The 14,366-nt window shown below is 71.5% G+C and carries 15 protein-coding genes; 12 read left to right on the plus strand and 3 right to left on the minus strand.

Annotation, left to right across the window (positions count from 1 at the left end):
- Positions 1 to 22 precede the first annotated feature (22 nt).
- The 4 genes from ACIBJE_RS08855 to ACIBJE_RS08870 are packed head-to-tail and all read left to right on the plus strand — an operon-like array spanning position 23 to position 4,147.
- On the plus strand, positions 23 to 874 hold the full coding sequence (locus ACIBJE_RS08855) for a carbohydrate ABC transporter permease (RefSeq protein WP_088984622.1): 852 nt from the start codon (positions 23 to 25) through the stop codon (positions 872 to 874).
- On the plus strand, positions 871 to 2,196 hold the full coding sequence (locus tag ACIBJE_RS08860; protein ID WP_396745162.1) for an ABC transporter substrate-binding protein: 1,326 nt from the start codon (positions 871 to 873) through the stop codon (positions 2,194 to 2,196). Before ACIBJE_RS08855 ends, ACIBJE_RS08860 begins: the two co-directional genes overlap by 4 nt.
- Positions 2,193 to 3,242 carry an ABC transporter ATP-binding protein gene (locus ACIBJE_RS08865; protein WP_396745165.1) on the plus strand — a complete coding sequence of 350 codons (1,050 nt, stop codon included), beginning with the start codon at positions 2,193 to 2,195 and terminating at the stop codon, positions 3,240 to 3,242. Before ACIBJE_RS08860 ends, ACIBJE_RS08865 begins: the two co-directional genes overlap by 4 nt.
- 35 nt (positions 3,243 to 3,277) lie before the next feature.
- Complete coding sequence (locus ACIBJE_RS08870; RefSeq protein WP_396745609.1) at positions 3,278 to 4,147, plus strand: carbohydrate ABC transporter permease; 870 nt, start codon at positions 3,278 to 3,280, stop codon at positions 4,145 to 4,147.
- Here the strand turns inward: ACIBJE_RS08870 and ACIBJE_RS08875 are convergent.
- Entirely contained in the window at positions 4,135 to 4,665 is a 531-nt protein-coding gene (locus ACIBJE_RS08875; protein ID WP_396745168.1) for a MarR family winged helix-turn-helix transcriptional regulator, read from the minus strand. The genes ACIBJE_RS08870 and ACIBJE_RS08875 overlap by 13 nt on opposite strands.
- 108 nt (positions 4,666 to 4,773) lie before the next feature.
- Here ACIBJE_RS08875 and ACIBJE_RS08880 point away from each other — a divergent pair, with 108 nt between their 5' ends.
- The 4 genes from ACIBJE_RS08880 to ACIBJE_RS08895 all read left to right on the plus strand — a co-directional run bounded on the left by ACIBJE_RS08880 (position 4,774) and on the right by ACIBJE_RS08895 (position 8,729).
- Positions 4,774 to 5,337, plus strand: coding sequence for an NADPH-dependent FMN reductase (locus ACIBJE_RS08880; protein ID WP_396745171.1), 564 nt, complete (start codon positions 4,774 to 4,776; stop codon positions 5,335 to 5,337).
- A gap of 364 nt (positions 5,338 to 5,701) precedes the next feature.
- The gene (locus ACIBJE_RS08885) at positions 5,702 to 7,960 is read left to right on the plus strand and encodes an EAL domain-containing protein (protein ID WP_396745174.1); all 2,259 of its coding nucleotides are present in this window, start codon (positions 5,702 to 5,704) and stop codon (positions 7,958 to 7,960) included.
- The gene (locus tag ACIBJE_RS08890) at positions 7,887 to 8,213 is read left to right on the plus strand and encodes a hypothetical protein (RefSeq protein ID WP_396745177.1); all 327 of its coding nucleotides are present in this window, start codon (positions 7,887 to 7,889) and stop codon (positions 8,211 to 8,213) included. The genes ACIBJE_RS08885 and ACIBJE_RS08890 overlap by 74 nt, the downstream gene beginning before the upstream one ends.
- Before the next feature lie 135 nt (positions 8,214 to 8,348).
- Complete coding sequence (locus tag ACIBJE_RS08895; RefSeq protein WP_396745180.1) at positions 8,349 to 8,729, plus strand: nuclear transport factor 2 family protein; 381 nt, start codon at positions 8,349 to 8,351, stop codon at positions 8,727 to 8,729.
- 31 nt (positions 8,730 to 8,760) lie between these two features.
- On the opposite strand, the gene ACIBJE_RS08900 is transcribed toward ACIBJE_RS08895, so the two are convergent.
- Positions 8,761 to 9,480, minus strand: coding sequence for a TetR family transcriptional regulator (locus tag ACIBJE_RS08900; RefSeq protein WP_396745183.1), 720 nt, complete (start codon positions 9,478 to 9,480; stop codon positions 8,761 to 8,763).
- Between the two features lie 109 nt (positions 9,481 to 9,589).
- Between ACIBJE_RS08900 and ACIBJE_RS08905 the strand changes: the two genes are divergently transcribed.
- A complete protein-coding gene (locus ACIBJE_RS08905; protein WP_396745186.1) occupies positions 9,590 to 10,507 on the plus strand; it encodes an ATP-binding cassette domain-containing protein in 918 nt (305 codons plus the stop codon).
- Positions 10,504 to 12,129: an ABC transporter permease gene (locus tag ACIBJE_RS08910; protein ID WP_396745189.1), complete on the plus strand. Its 1,626-nt coding sequence runs from the start codon at positions 10,504 to 10,506 to the stop codon at positions 12,127 to 12,129. The genes ACIBJE_RS08905 and ACIBJE_RS08910 overlap by 4 nt, the downstream gene beginning before the upstream one ends.
- 55 nt (positions 12,130 to 12,184) lie before the next feature.
- On the opposite strand, the gene ACIBJE_RS08915 is transcribed toward ACIBJE_RS08910, so the two are convergent.
- Complete coding sequence (locus ACIBJE_RS08915) at positions 12,185 to 12,916, minus strand: HD domain-containing protein (RefSeq protein ID WP_396745192.1); 732 nt, start codon at positions 12,914 to 12,916, stop codon at positions 12,185 to 12,187.
- A 277-nt stretch (positions 12,917 to 13,193) separates the two neighbouring features.
- On the opposite strand from ACIBJE_RS08915, the gene ACIBJE_RS08920 reads away from it, so the two are divergent.
- Together ACIBJE_RS08920 and ACIBJE_RS08925 are read left to right on the plus strand one after the other, a co-directional pair.
- Complete coding sequence (locus tag ACIBJE_RS08920) at positions 13,194 to 13,388, plus strand: hypothetical protein (protein WP_396745195.1); 195 nt, start codon at positions 13,194 to 13,196, stop codon at positions 13,386 to 13,388.
- A gap of 164 nt (positions 13,389 to 13,552) precedes the next feature.
- Positions 13,553 to 14,227 (plus strand): cytidylate kinase family protein, encoded by a 675-nt coding sequence (locus ACIBJE_RS08925; protein WP_396745198.1) that lies wholly within the window; start codon positions 13,553 to 13,555, stop codon positions 14,225 to 14,227.
- Positions 14,228 to 14,366: the final 139 nt, after the last annotated feature.

Raw genomic sequence — 14,366 nt, forward strand, 5'->3', positions numbered from 1 at the left:
GACGATCATCGGTGACAACCGGGTGAGGGGCCGCGGACGCGGCCCCTCACCGTTGCCCGAGGGTGCGCTGCGCGTCTGGCGCACCCTCGGCGCGGCCTTCGTTCTCCTGGTCTTCGTGCCGCCGCTGGTGCTGCTGGTCTCGGGCTCGCTGACCCAGCCCGGCCTGCCCCCGTCGCCCACGCCCCAGCTGGTGCCGGACCCGCTCGCCACGGTCGGCTACGAGCAGGCCGTCGAGCTGGGCGGGTTACTGCGGGCCTCGCTCAACTCCGTCCTGGTCGCGGTGGTCGCCGTGCCGCTGAGCGTGCTGGTGGCCTCGCTGGCCGGGTTCGCGATGGCCCGGCTCGCCCCGCGTACCACCGGTGCCGTGGTCGTCGCGTCCCTGGTGGCGCTGATGGTGCCGGCGACCGCGCTGCTGGTGCCCCGCTTCGCGATCTTCCGGGTGCTCGGGCTCACCGACACCCTGGTCCCGCTGGTCGCCCCGGCGCTCGTGGGCACCTCGCCGCTCTACGTCCTGGTCTACTACCTGGCGTTCCGGGCGCTGCCGGCGGAGTTGTACGACGCCTGCCTGGTGGAGGACCTGAGCCCGGTACGGACCTGGTGGCGGGTCGCGTTGCCGCTGGTCCGCCCGGTGACCGCCGGCCTGACCGCGCTGACCTTCGTGCTCACCTGGTCCAACTTCCTGGATCCGCTGGTCTACGTCTACGACCGCGACCTGTTCACCCTGCCGCTGGCGCTGCGCTCGCTGTCGGTGCTGGACCCGACGAACTTCCCGGTCTTCCTGGCCGGCGCGGTCGTCGCCACGGTGCCGGCGCTGGTGGTGTTCGTCCTCGCCCAGCGGCGTTTCCTGCACACCCCCGACCGGAACGGACGATGATGCGACCGAAGGCGCTGCTCGCGCTGCTGCTGTCCACCCTGCTGCTCGCCACCGGGTGTGGCTCCGGCTCCGACTCGTCCGACGGCGGGCCGGTGCGACTGCTGGTCTTCGGCGCGCCGGAGGAACTCGCCGCCTACCGCACCCTGATCGGGGCGTACGAGAAGGCGCGGCCGGGCTCGCGGGTGCAGCTCATCGAGGCCAGCGACCGGAAGGACCTGCTGGCCCGGCTGTCGACCTCGGTCGCCGGTGGTGCGCCGCCGGACCTGTTCCTGATGAACTACCGCTTCTACGGCCAGTTCGCCGCCAAGGGCGTGATCGAACCGCTCGACGAGCGGATCGCCGCTTCGCAAGAGCTCGACCCGGCCGACTACTACCCGGTGGCGATGGACGCCTTCACGTGGGACGGCAAGCAGCTCTGCCTGCCGCAGAACGTCTCCAGCCTGGCCGTCTACTACAACCGGACGCTGTTCACGAAGTACGGCGTGCCCGAACCGAAGGCGGGCTGGACCTGGAACGACATGGTGCAGACCGCCACCATGATGACCCGCGCCGCCAACGGCGCGGTGATCAAGGGCACCGAGAGCGAGGGAGCGGCCCTGCGGCCGGCGGTGCACGGGCTCGGCGTCGAACCGTCGATCATCCGGCTCGCCCCGTTCGTGTGGTCGGCCGGCGGCGAGATCGTCGACGACCCGGCGAAGCCGACCCGGCTGACCCTGGAGGGCCCGGCCGCCCGGGAGGCGCTGAAGAACCTGGTCGACCTGCGCCAGGCGTACGGCGTGACGCCCACCGACGAGGAGGTGGAGGCCGAGGACGACGAGTCCCGCTTCGCCAACGGGCGGCTCGCCATGCTGATGACCTCCCGACGGGCCACCACGAACTTCCGCACCGTCACCGGCTTCGAGTGGGATGTCGCCCCGCTGCCGGTATACGGAAAGTCGGTCGGCGTGCTGCACTCCGACGCGTACTGCATGCCGACCGGCGCGAAGAACAAGGCCGCCGCGTGGCGCTTCCTGGAGTTCGCCATCGCCGAGGAGGGACAGCGGATCATCGCGGCGACCGGGCGTACCGTCCCCTCGCACGTCGAGGTGGCCAACTCGCCGGCGTTCCTCGACCCGACGCAGCCGCCGCGCAACGCGAAGGTCTTCCTGGACGCCATCCCCACCGTCCGGGCCCTGCCCACCGTCTCCACCTGGCCGGAGATCGAGGACGTCAGCTACGGCATCCTGGAGAACGCCATGTTCCGGGGCGACCGCCTCGACGACGTGATCCGCCAGCTCGACGCCGACACCCGGCCGATCTTCGCCCGGGGCGAGCACGGGTGAGCGCGGCGGGTGTCGCCCTGGCCGGCGTCTCGGCCGCGTACCGGGGCACGGAGGTGCTGCACGCCGTCGACCTGGCGGTGGCGCGCGGGGAACTGCTGGTGGTGCTCGGCCCCTCCGGCGCGGGCAAGTCCACGGTGCTGCGGGTGGTGGCCGGACTGGAACCGGTGACCGGCGGGCGGGTGTCGATCGCCGGCCGGGACGTCACCGCCCTGCGACCGGGGCGGCGCAACGTCTCCATGGTGTTCCAGTCGTACGCCCTCTTCCCGCACCTGACGGTCGCGGAGAACATCGCCTTCGGTCTCGAGGTGCGCGACGTGCCCCGGGCCCGCGCGCGGGAACGGGCGCGGGCGGCGGCCGAGACGGTGGGCTGTGCCGACCTGCTCGGTCGCCGCCCCGGGCAGCTCTCCGGCGGGGAACGGCAGCGGGTGGCGCTGGCCCGCGCCCTGGTCCGGGAACCGGACGTGTTCCTGCTCGACGAGCCGCTGTCCAATCTCGACCAGGCGCTGCGGGTGGAGATGCGGGCCGAGCTGCGGGCCCTGCACGACCGGCTCGGCGCGACCATGGTGCACGTCACCCACGACCAGACCGAGGCGCTGGTGCTCGCCGACCGGATCGCGGTGCTCCGCGACGGCCGGGTCGAGCAGGTGGGCACCCCGGACGAGATCTGGCGTCGCCCGGCGAGCGTGTTCGTGGCCCGGTTCGTCGGCTCCCCGGCGATGAACCTGCTGCCCGCCGACGCGCTCACCCCGGTCGGCGACCCGCCGCCGGGAGCGGGCGGCGACACCCGGCTCGGCTTCCGTCCCGAAGCGGTCGGCCTGGCCGATCCGACGTCGACCGGCGACGGTGGCGCGGCGGTGGTCGACCGGGTGGAGGTGATCGGTGAGGACGCCTACGCGTACCTGACCGTGCCGGGCGGACACCCGGTGGTGGCCCGCGTCCCGGCGGCCCGCCGGCCCGCGTCCGGCGCCGCCGTCCGGGTCACCGTGTCGTGGCCGGACGTGCACATCTTCGACGCCACCTCCGGCAGACGGGTCGACCCGGCGTGACCCCCGACACCCGCTCCCGTCGGCAGTTGCGGCTGATGCTGGCGCCGTACCTGGTCGGTCTGGTCGGCCTGGTGCTGCTGCCCGCGGCGGTCACCCTGGTCCTCGCGTTCACCGAGTACGACCTGCTGCGCGCGCCGCGCTTCGTCGGGTGGGACAACTTCACCGAGCTGCTCGACGACCCGGTGTTCCGGGTCTCGCTGACCAACTCGCTGGTCTTCGCCCTGGTGGCGGTGCCGTTGCGGCTGCTGCTGGCGCTGGGCCTGGCGCTGCTGCTGCACCGGCGCGGCCCGGCCGTCGGCTCGGCCCGCACCGCGGCCGTGCTGCCCACGGCGGTGCCGGAGATCGCGTACGGGCTGCTCTGGCTCTGGCTGCTCAATCCGCTCTACGGCCCGATCAACCAGGTGCTCCGGCTCGGTGGCGAGAACGGGCTGACCGTCTTCGGCCGGACCCCGCCCCAGTGGCTCACCGACCCGACCGACGCGCGGGCGGCGATCATCCTGATGAGTCTGTTCACCATCGGGGAGACCTTCGTGGTGCTGCTCGCCGCCCGTCGGGCGCTCCCCGCCGACGTGTACGAGATGGCGGCCATCGAGGACGCCACCGGCTGGGACGTGTTCCGCCGGATCACGCTGCCGCTGATGGCTCCGGTGCTGGCGCTGCTGCTGATCCGGGACGCGATCGGCAGTCTCCAGTTCTCCTTCGTCCCCGCGTTCGTGGTGACCGACGGCGGCCCGCCCCCGTACGCCACCACCTACCTGTCGCTCTTCGTCTACCGCAACGCCTTCGAGTACCTCCGGTACGGCTACGCGGCGGCGGCGACCCTGGTGATGGTCCTGTTGACCGTGGCCGCCGTGGTGCTCCAGTGGCGGCTGATCCGCCGGTACCGGGGCCTCTACCGGGTCTGACCCGTCCCGCCGGCGCGGTCGGCCCCGCCGTCCGGGCACCCTGTCTCAGGGCACGGGACGTCCTCCGCGAAGCGCTGGAGGGCGGCGGTGAACGCGGACAGGTCCGCGGTGCGCAGATGGTCGAAGACGTGCCGCCGTACGCTCGTCAGATGGGCCGGCCAGGCCTGACGCAGCCGGTCGAGGCCGGCGTCGGTGAGGACCGCGTGGTAGCCGCGCCGGTCGTTCGGGCAGCGTTGCCGGCGGACCAGGCCCTGACCCTCGAGGCGGTCGACGATCCGGCTCATCCCGCTGAGCGACAGGGCACCGGCGACGGCCAGGTCGTTCATCCGCAGCCGTCGGTCGGGTGCCTCGGAGAGCAGCCGGAGCGCGGTGTACTCGCTCATCGACATGCCCTGTTCCCGCAGCAGGTCCGCGTCGAGGGCCCGGGGGACCGTGATGATCGTCCGCGCGAAGGCGCGAAGGAAGGCCTCCTCGTCGGCGGTCAGCGGGCCCTCCCGGGGCGGCTCCTCGGTCGTCACGTGCCCCATCCTACTTGCTTGACAAAGCAAGTACCACCCTGTTTGCTTGACGCGGCAAATACGAGGTCGGTTCCGGCCGGCCGCCACGAGTGTGCAGGAGACTTCCTCATGACCCGCATCGGGATCATCATCGGCAGCACCCGCCCCGGCCGTAACGGGGAGCAGGTCGCCAAGTGGGTGTTCGACATCGCCTCGCGCCGGGACGACGCCGAGTTCGAGCTGGTCGACCTGGCCGACTACCCGCTGCCGCACCTGGACGAGGCGATCCCGGCGTCGTTCGGCCAGTACCAGCAGGAGCACACCAAGCGGTGGGCTGCGAAGATCGCCTCGTTCGACGGCTTCGTGATCGTGACGCCGGAGTACAACCACAGCACCTCCGGCGTGCTGAAGAACGCCATCGACTACCTCTTCGCCGAGTGGAACAACAAGGCCGTCGGCTTCGTCTCGTACGGCTCGGCCGGCGGTGCCCGCGCCGTGGAGCACCTGCGGCTGATCGCCGGTGAGCTCAAGATGGCCGACGTCCGCCAGCAGGTCGTGCTCTCGCTGATGACCGAGTTCGAGAACTTCAGCGTCTTCAAGCCGGGCGACTACAACCTCCCTGCGGTGAACACCCTCCTCGACGAGGTCGTCGCCTGGAGCAAGGCGCTCGCTCCGCTGCGCGCCACCGCCTGACCCCTTCCGTTCGGACACGGGGCCGAACCGAAGGGAAGCCCCGGCGATCCGCACCAGGTCGCGGGGGAGGGGGAGTGCCGGCCGCGGGACGGACGCGGTCACCGGCCGCCGGTGACCGGTTGTCGGCCGGCGCTCCCCGACGCGGACCGTCGACGCCCCGCCGGCCGTTCGCCTTCCATCGCGTCTGCTGACGGCAGGATCTCCCCCGCGCTTTGCTTCCATGCGCTCTCCTCCACCTGCGCTCTCCTCCACCTGACGGGTATCCGACTCGTCGAACAGGGGGCGGTCCCTCGACGATCCGATACCGTGACCGCCTGCCCTGTTCTGATTCCTTCTCGTAACGGTGGAGCCGTGGGGGTGCTGGATGGCGCCGAGCAGGCGTTGGGCTGTCGTGATCGGGGTCAACCAGTGCGGATACGACGTCCAACTGCCCGCCCTGCGGTATGCGGAGAGCGACGCCGAAGCGGTCTGTGGCGTGCTGCTCGACGGGCAGATCGGCACCTTCGACGACGGTGACGTCACCCTCTACACCGGCGGGGACGCCAGGTGGCGCGACATCAAGGCCCGGCTGCGGGAACTGGCGCTCGACTCGACCCCCTCCGACGTGCTGCTCGTCTACTTCGCCGGGCACACGCTCGTGCCGGAGTGGAGCAGTCAGCTGGACGCGTACCTCGTCACCGCGGACCTCGACGCGGAGGCGTTGCGCCACGAGCCGGACAACGGGCTGCGCATGACGTTCCTCAAGCGGGACGTCTTCGACGTGTTCGAGGGCAGTTCCTTCCTCATCCTGGACTGTTGCCACGCCGGTCTCTACAAGGACTCGCACCTGCGGCACGTCGAGGCGATGCAGGCGTACCGCCGGCCGGTCGACCGGCACAGCGCCCTGCTCGCCTGCCCGACGGGCGCGCCCGCCCGGGAGAGCGAGGAGCACCGGCACGGACTCCTGACTCACCACCTGCTGCGCGCCCTGCGGGGTGAGGCGGGTGACAGCGGCCGGGTGTCCTTCATGCAGATGGTCAACTTCGTCATGGAGCAGGCGCTCCAGCCGGAGCCCGTTCCGCTGCTGGGCACCTGGGGGCCGACCACGGCGTTGGTCCAGCCGCCGGTCTCCCGACACGACCGTCGGTCCCTGGGCGCCCCGGCCAACCCGGGGGCCACCCGGCCGTGCAAGAACCCACTCGACGACCACGCCAGCTCGATCACCCAGATGCTCGGTCGGGTCTTCCGCACCGACGCCCGGCTCGGGCGCCGGTCGCACCAGACCGACTCCGCCGAGCGTGTCGAGATCATCCGGTACGCCCTGGACGCGGGATCGGTCGCGGTGGTCGACCTGTCCGGCGAGGTGATCCGCGTGGTCAGCTCGACGGACCGGTTCAACAAGGAGGAGCTGCGGCCCCTGCTGGAACTCACCGCCGCCGACGCCGCGCACTCGCCGAACGCCATCCCCGGGCAGATCGTCACCAACGACACGGGACGTCGGCTGCTCTGCGTGCCCCTGCCCCACGAGGACGACCGGACCGTCCGGCTGATCGTGGTGGACCCGGCGCTCGCCCTGCTGGACATGGGCGAGCCCCTGGCGGTCATGTTGCGCTCCATCTGGGAGTCCGACCCGCTCGACGATCCGCTCCAGGCCGAGATGCAGGTGATGACCGCGCTGCGCAGCACCTTCGGCCGGCTGCCGATGACGCTCTACCAGCACGCCTTCAGCCTCTACCAGAAGCTGATCGGCGCGATGACCATGGTGTTCCAGCCGGTCGTGGAACTCGACCTGCGACCGTCCGGGGTCAGCATCCACAGCTACGAGGCGCTCGCCCGACGCCGGGCGGACGAGGCCCGCGCGCCGGTCGCCGCGTTGCAGATGGCCCACGAGTGGGGTGACCGCTTCATCATCGAGCGGGACGCGCTCCTGCTGGCGAACGCGATCCGGTCGTACGCCGAGGCGGACGCGGCATCGGCCGTGCAGGGCACGAGGCCGCTCTCCATCAACGTCGCCGTGCGCTCGCTGTTGAGCGACTCCTACATCACCCAGGTGGACAGCGCCCTCACCGAGGCCAACCTGACGCCCCGGATCGTCACCCTGGAGATCTCCGAACAGGACGCGATCCAGCCCGGACCGGGCGAGCGGTGGCCGCAGAAACCCCTGGCGTACTTCCACCGCCGGCTGACCAGCCTCGCCCGCGAACTGCGCATCAACTTCGCGGTGGACGACTTCGGCGTCGGTTACTCGTCGCTGGCGCGGATGGCGGAACTGCCGTTGACCCAGATCAAGGTGGACCGGGCCGTCCTGCACCATCCCCTGGCGGTGCGGGAGCTGGAACTGGTGGTCCAGGTGGCCCGTTACGCGTGCGACCTGGGGCACGCGCCGAGCGCCCGCCCCGTCATCGTCGAGGGCTTCGACGACGAGGCCCCGGTGACGCTCAAGCAGCTTTACGATCTCGGCATCCATCACGTGCAGGGGCACTTCTTCGGCGACATCACGTCGACGTCGCTGCGTCCGCTGGATCCCGAACTACAGGCCAGGATAGCCGCGTTGGTGAAAGGTGAGATGCATGACGAGCGTCAGGCTGTTGCTGCCGGCGGAGGTCTTCGAGGAGGTGGACCTGCCGTACGAGGGCGTCCGTGACGTCTCCGCCCTGACGTTCGCGATCGAGGGCGTCAGTGTGGTCGCGAACCTCGCCACGCTGGCCACGCTGCAACCGCACTGGAGCGACCTCGTCGCGGCGATTTGTAACTGGCGCCTGCGCGACCCGAGCCCCTCGGTGCTGCTGACGGTCCGGGGCCCGGGGATCGACCTGAAGCTCGACCTGCCGCGCAACGTCAGCCGGGCGCAGCTGCTCGACCAGTTGCGGCCCCTCCTCGACCACGACGACACCTGACGGTTCGGCCCGGCCGGCGGGCCGTATCCGGCTGCCGACGGGTCAGCCGACCGTCGGCCGCACCGGTTTCCGGTCGGGGTGGCCGAAGCGCCGGAAACCGCCGTGCCGGCCGGAGCGAGCCGCGATGATGGTGCCATGACCGTGGATCTCCGGGCGCGCACCGCGCACGAGGTGCTCGACGAGCACCTGCGCCTCGCCGCCGAGGGGCGGTTCGCCGAGGACATCGAGCGCAACGTCGCGCCGCACTGTGTGGTGCTGGAGCGGCGGGGCGTGTTCCGGGGGCGCGACGGTGCCCGCACCCTGGCCCGGTGGCTGGCCGAGGAGCTGCCGGACGCCCGCTACACCTACACGAACGTGCTGGTCGAGGGGCGGGTCGGCTTCCTTGAGTGGACGGCCGAGGCCACCGGCTTCCAGGTTCTCGACGGCGCCGACTCCTTCCTCGTCGAGGACGGCTGGATCGTCGCGCAGACCATCCACTACACGGTGGAGCCGATGCCGTTCGCCGGCATCTCATAACTGTCTCAGAACTGTCGCACAAAGTGGATCACTATTCGCCGCCCAGGTGCCGGTAGACGGTGGCCCGGGAGACCCCCAGGGTGGCGGCGATCTCCTCGACCGAGTGCCTGCCGGTCGTGTGCATCCGACGGGCGGTGGCGATCTGACCGCTGCTCATCGCCCGGGGCCGGCCGGGTCGGCGGGGCGCGGCCGGCACCTCGGGGGCGGGCGGGCCGTCCAGCAGCCGGTGCACCCCGTCGAGCATGTCGGCGCGCAGCACGGCCGGGGGGACGTCCAGGAAGAAGACCACCGGGTCGGAGCACATCGCGATCACCTGGCTGGCCCGGATCCGGTCGCGTCGGTCGCCGGTCGGTCCGGCGATGATCTCGTTCGCCCGCAGCGCGAACTGCACCAGTCGCTGGTACGTCGGCCCGGAGGCGACCAGCGCCATGTCGTGGAAGAGCATGCCCAGCGGTCGGCGGTGCGCGAGCATGGTGTCCACGAACCCCTCGATCAGGGCCCAGCGATCCCGTTCCGGCGGCAGCCCGCCGGCGGTCGCCAGAAGTGCCTCCAGGTCGGTCATGAGGGGTTCGACCAGGGCCGCGAGCAGGTCCTGCTTGGTGGGGAAGTGGTAGAGGATGGCCGCCTTGGTCAGCCCGAGCCGCTCGGCGATCTCGCGCAGCGAGGTCCGCTGGTAGCCGCGTGCGGAGAACAGGTCCAGCGCGGTGCGCAGGATCCTGCCCCGGGTGTCGACCGACTCCTCGTGTTCCACGGCCGTCAGCGTAGCGGCGGCTGACCGATGCATGGTGGCGGCGGGTGGATACGCTGACCATCGGTCAGTACAGTGTGCACTGTTCGGCTCATGAGCGACAGGAGGCGTCATGGCCGTCATCTCGGTCAACGACCTGGTCAAGACCTTCGGCAGCACGCGGGCCCTGGACGGGCTCGACCTGCGCGTCGAGGCGGGGGAGGTGCACGGGTTCCTCGGTCCGAACGGCTCCGGCAAGTCCACCACCATCCGCGTCCTGCTCGGCCTGCTGCGGTGGGACTCCGGGGAGGTGCGGCTGCTCGACGGCGACCCCTGGCGCGACGCGGTGGCGCTGCACCGCCGCCTCGCCTACGTCCCCGGTGATGTCAACCTCTGGCCGAACCTCTCCGGCGGCGAGGCGATCGACCTGCTCGGGGCCCTGCGCGGCGGGCTCGACCGGCGACGGCGCGACGAACTGCTCCAGCGGTTCGACCTCGATCCGACGAAGAGGTGCCGCACCTACTCCAAGGGCAACCGGCAGAAGGTGGCGATCGTCGCGGCGTTCTCCGCCGACGTCGAGCTGTACGTGCTCGACGAGCCGACCTCCGGCCTGGATCCGCTGATGGAGGCGGTGTTCCAGGACGAGGTCCGGCGGATCCGGCGTGACGGCGGCACCGTGCTGCTCTCCAGCCACGTGCTCGCCGAGGTCGAGGCGCTCTGCGACCGGGTCAGCATCATCCGCGAGGGCCGCACCGTCGAGTCCGGCACCCTCGCCGAACTGCGCCACCTCACCCGCCTGTCGGTCACCGTCGAGACCGCGCGGCCGGTGACCGGGCTGGACCGCCTCGCCGGGACCCAGCTCGTCGGCGAGGCCGACAACCGGCTCCACCTGGAGGTCGATCCCGCCCACCTGGACGACCTGCTCGGCCACCTGGTCCGGTTCGGCGTGCGGTCGCTGACCAGCGTGCCGCCCACCCTGGAGGAACTGTTCCTGGCCCACTACGGCGACCGGGTCATCCCCGCCGCGACCGTGCCGGCGGGGCAGCGGTGAGCACCCTCACCGGCACCGGCCGCCTGGTCCGGCTCGTGCTGCGCCGCGACCGGGTCCGGCTGGCCTTCTGGGTGCTCGGCACGCCACTGCTGACCGCCGCGCTGGCTGCCAGCGTCGCCGGCATCTACGCCGGGGAACGGGACCGGATCACGTACGCCACGACGGCGGCGGCCAGCCTGGTCGCCCGTGCGTTCAACGGGCCGGTCGCCGGACCCTCCATGGGCTCGGTGGTCTTCGCCGAGTCGTATCTGACCCTCGCCGTGCTCACCGCGTTGCTGAGCACCTTCACCGTGGTCCGGCACACCCGGCAGAACGAGGAGACCGGGCGGTCCGAGCTGCTCGGCGCGTCCGTGCTCGGCCGGTACGCCCCGCTCACCGCCGCCCTGCTGGTCACCGTCGCCGCCAACCTGCTCACCGCCGCGCTGGTCGCCCTCGCCCTGGTCGGCGCGGACCTGCCGCTCGGCGGGTCGGTCGCCACCGGCGGCGCGATCGCCACCGTCGGGATCTCCTTCGCAGCGGTCGCCGCGGTGACCGCCCAGCTCTCCGGCACATCCCGGGGCGCGAATGCCCTGGCTGCGGCAGCCGTCGGGGTGGCGTTCGTGCTCCGCGCCGCCGGTGACGTGTTCGGCGACGCCACCCCGGACGGGCTGCGCGTGGTCAGCGCCTGGCCCGCCTGGCTCTCCCCGCTCGGCTGGGCCACCCAGGTCCGCCCGTACGGCGGAGAGCGGTGGTGGGTGCTCCTTCTGCCCGCCGCCCTGCTGGTCGCGGCGGCCGTGGCCGCGTACCTGCTGACGAACCGGCGGGACCTCGGGGCCGGCCTGCTCGCCACCCGGCGTGGCCCGGCCCGGGCGCCCCGGGGGCTGCTCAGCACGGTCGGCCTGGCGTGGCGGTTGCAGCGCGCGGCCCTGCTCGGCTGGGCGGTCGGGGTCGCGGTGCTCGGCTTCGGCATGGGGCTCGCCGCCGACGAGGTCGAGAACATGATCGGCGAGAACGCGGCGGCGGCCGAGGCGATCAGCCAACTCGGCGGCGGGGCGAACCTCGTCGACGCGTACCTGACCGCGATGATCGGCATCTTCGCGTTGACGATCGGCGCGTACGTGGTCCAGGCAGTGTTGCGCACCCGCACCGAGGAGACCGACGGGACGCTGGAGGCGCTGCTGGCGACCGCCGTCAGCCGACCCCGCTGGCTGGTCGGTCACCTGGCCACCGCGCTGCTCGGCGCGGTCGGCCTGATGCTCCTGGCCGGGATCACCACCGGGCTCGGGTACGCCACGGTCGCCGGTGACCCGGCCGGTCGGGTCACCGAGTTGACCGGTGCGGCGCTGGTCCGGACGCCGGCGTTGCTGGTGCTGGCCGGGGTGGTGGTGCTGTTCTTCGGGCTGCTGCCCCGTGCGGCGGTGCCGCTGTCCTGGGCCACGTTGACCGTGTTCCTGCTGCTCGGGCAGCTCGGCGCGGTGCTGGACCTGCCGCAGGCGATGCTCGACCTCTCCCCGTACACCCATGTGCCGGCCCTGCCGGCGGCCGACCTGGCCGTGCTGCCGCTGGCCGTGCTGACCGGGGTGGCGGTGCTGCTGCTGGCCGCCGGGGCGGCCGGTTTCCGCCGCCGTGACGTCCCGAGCTGAACGGACCCGCATCCGTGCCGGGCGGGGCGATCCGCCGTCCCCACCCACGTGTCGGTCAGTGGGTGTGGGCGGGGTCGTCGAGGATCGCCCGGAAGCGCTCCTCGGCCAGGTCGAGCTGGGCGAAGATGTGCTCCTTGACCTCGGGCGTGAGTGGCGTGTCCGGCCGGGCGACCAGTTCCCGCAGGATCGGGACCAGCGGGCGGTACTTGCGGGCCGACGAGAGCACCTTCGGCCCGGTCGTGTGGATCACGCCGACGCCGTTGTCGGTGAAGTCGGAGATCTTGATGACCCGCGCCCACGGGTTGCGGTCGAGGCTGGCCGCCACGTGCTCCCGGTACTGCACGTGGCGGTCGCGGTCCGGGTCCCAGGTCGGGTTGGTGACCGCCGCGACCAGCCCGGCGACCCGGTGGCCGAACCGCTCGGCGAGCACGGCGAGCGCGGCCGGTACCGGGTCCGTGTCCTCGGGGACGGCACCGGCCAGGTCGACGGGGTGGTCCTCCACGGCGTCGTGCAGCAGGCCCGCCACGATCACGTCGACGTCGCGGACCTGGTAGTGGTGCATCATCCGGATCGCCACCCGCAGCAGGTGGTTCAGGTACGGTTCGCGCACCCGCCGGTCGTCGCGGTGCAGGTCGGCGGCGAGGTCGAGCGCCTCGGTCAGGCGTCGCCGCGCCTCGTCGTCGAAGGTGGCGATCTCCAGCCGGAACCGCTCCAGCAGACCGGGCTCGCCGTGGATCTCCGTGATCGCGTGCATCGGCATCGTGCCCAGGTACGAAGGGAAATCCATGGGTCACTTATAGCCGATCACCCACCATGCGCATCGCCCTGACCGTGCGTGGCGAGCCCGTGTCGGCGGTGTCGTGCCGGGAGCTGTCGACCCGACGTCATCCACGGGGGCGGTGACGGCGCGGCCGCGACGGGTCCGGCGTGACGTGTGGCCGGCACCGGCCGGGAGGAGCAGACGATCACGGAACGGCACGGGAGAAGCCATCAGTGAAGCCCACAACGTCTGGCGGGTCGACGTCGACGGTCAGCAACGGGACATCGAGGTCGAGCACAGCACCATGACGGGCAGGATCGTGGTGCGGCTCGACGGTCAGGTGATGGACGAGGAACGGCGCTGGTTCACCAAGGAACAGATGGAGTTCCCCGTCGGTGCGCACACCGCCCGGGTGACCGTCGAGTACGCCTACGGCGGGTTCGCGGCCCGCAGCGCCCTGCACTCCGACGGACGGTACGTCGAGCCACTCGGCAAGTAGTACACCGGGCGAGTCTCTCCCCGGGCACGACGCCAGGGCCCCGGCGGAAGGGTCCCGGGGCGGAGCGGACGTGACTCCCTGACGGCGCGCTTCCGTCCGAGACGTAAGGCTGGCGCGCATAAGGTCGGCACGGCGACCTTCGCGAGACTAGGACGGGGTAGGACATGGACCAAGGCACCCGCGACGAGGTGCTCGGCCGTCTGGCTGAGGCAGTCGGGTCCGTCACAGTCGCACACCCGACGCGGGTTGCCATCGACGGACCGCCCGCCACAGGCAAGACCACGCTCGCCGACGAGCTGGCCGTCGTCTTGCGCACACAGGGCCGCGACGTCATCCGCGCGACGATCGACGATTTCCTCTTTCCACGGGCACAGCGCTATCCGCGCGGCGAGTACTCGGCCGAAGGCTGCTACTTCGACACCCACGACTACGGCGCGCTGAACCGGGTTCTGCTCGATCCGCTCGGCCCAGGCGGAGATCGACGCTTTCAACACGCGGTCTACGACCGGACAACGGATACTGCGCTGTCCCCGCGGGTCACGACTGCCCCTGCCGATGCCGTGCTGGTCTTCGACGGCGTTTTCCTCATGCGCCCGGAACTGATTGATCGGTGGGATCTGCGTATCTTCGTGTCGACCGCACTTGAGAAGACCGTGGATCGTGCTGTCATCCGAGAGCGAGAGGTGTTAGCTCGGGCCGAAGTCGAACGGCGCTGGCGCGAGCGTTACATCCCCTCCCAACAGTTCTACTTCTCTACGGTTCGCCCGACCGATCACGTCGATATCATCGTGCACAACGACGAGCCCCAGCAGCCGGTCTGGGAGATCCGAACACGCTGACCGCGCCCAATTCGGCAAAAGTGGATGACTGGCACACCAGCCGTGGTGACAGCCGGCGTCACGGTCCGCATCCGGCATGCTCAAGGCCCGTGTGACCCAGTGCGAGGGCAGCGCGTGGCGTTACGTGTCAGGTGGTGCG

Source organism: Micromonospora sp. NPDC050187, assembly GCF_044459745.1.
In the GTDB taxonomy this organism is placed as follows: Bacteria; Actinomycetota; Actinomycetes; order Mycobacteriales; family Micromonosporaceae; genus Micromonospora.

Bases quoted from the DNA above. Each gene is read 5' to 3' on its own strand.
- ACIBJE_RS08860 (WP_396745162.1), top strand. From the start codon at position 871: ATGATGCGACCGAAGGCGCTGCTCGCGCTGCTGCTGTCCACCCTGCTG.
- ACIBJE_RS08870 (WP_396745609.1), top strand. From the start codon at position 3,278: ATGCTGGCGCCGTACCTGGTCGGTCTGGTCGGCCTGGTGCTGCTGCCC.
- ACIBJE_RS08880 (WP_396745171.1), top strand. From the start codon at position 4,774: ATGACCCGCATCGGGATCATCATCGGCAGCACCCGCCCCGGCCGTAAC.
- ACIBJE_RS08885 (WP_396745174.1), top strand. From the start codon at position 5,702: ATGGCGCCGAGCAGGCGTTGGGCTGTCGTGATCGGGGTCAACCAGTGC.
- ACIBJE_RS08890 (WP_396745177.1), top strand. From the start codon at position 7,887: ATGACGAGCGTCAGGCTGTTGCTGCCGGCGGAGGTCTTCGAGGAGGTG.
- ACIBJE_RS08895 (WP_396745180.1), top strand. From the start codon at position 8,349: ATGACCGTGGATCTCCGGGCGCGCACCGCGCACGAGGTGCTCGACGAG.
- ACIBJE_RS08905 (WP_396745186.1), top strand. From the start codon at position 9,590: ATGGCCGTCATCTCGGTCAACGACCTGGTCAAGACCTTCGGCAGCACG.
- ACIBJE_RS08915 (WP_396745192.1), bottom strand. From the start codon at position 12,916: ATGGATTTCCCTTCGTACCTGGGCACGATGCCGATGCACGCGATCACG.
- ACIBJE_RS08920 (WP_396745195.1), top strand. From the start codon at position 13,194: ATGACGGGCAGGATCGTGGTGCGGCTCGACGGTCAGGTGATGGACGAG.
- ACIBJE_RS08925 (WP_396745198.1), top strand. From the start codon at position 13,553: ATGGACCAAGGCACCCGCGACGAGGTGCTCGGCCGTCTGGCTGAGGCA.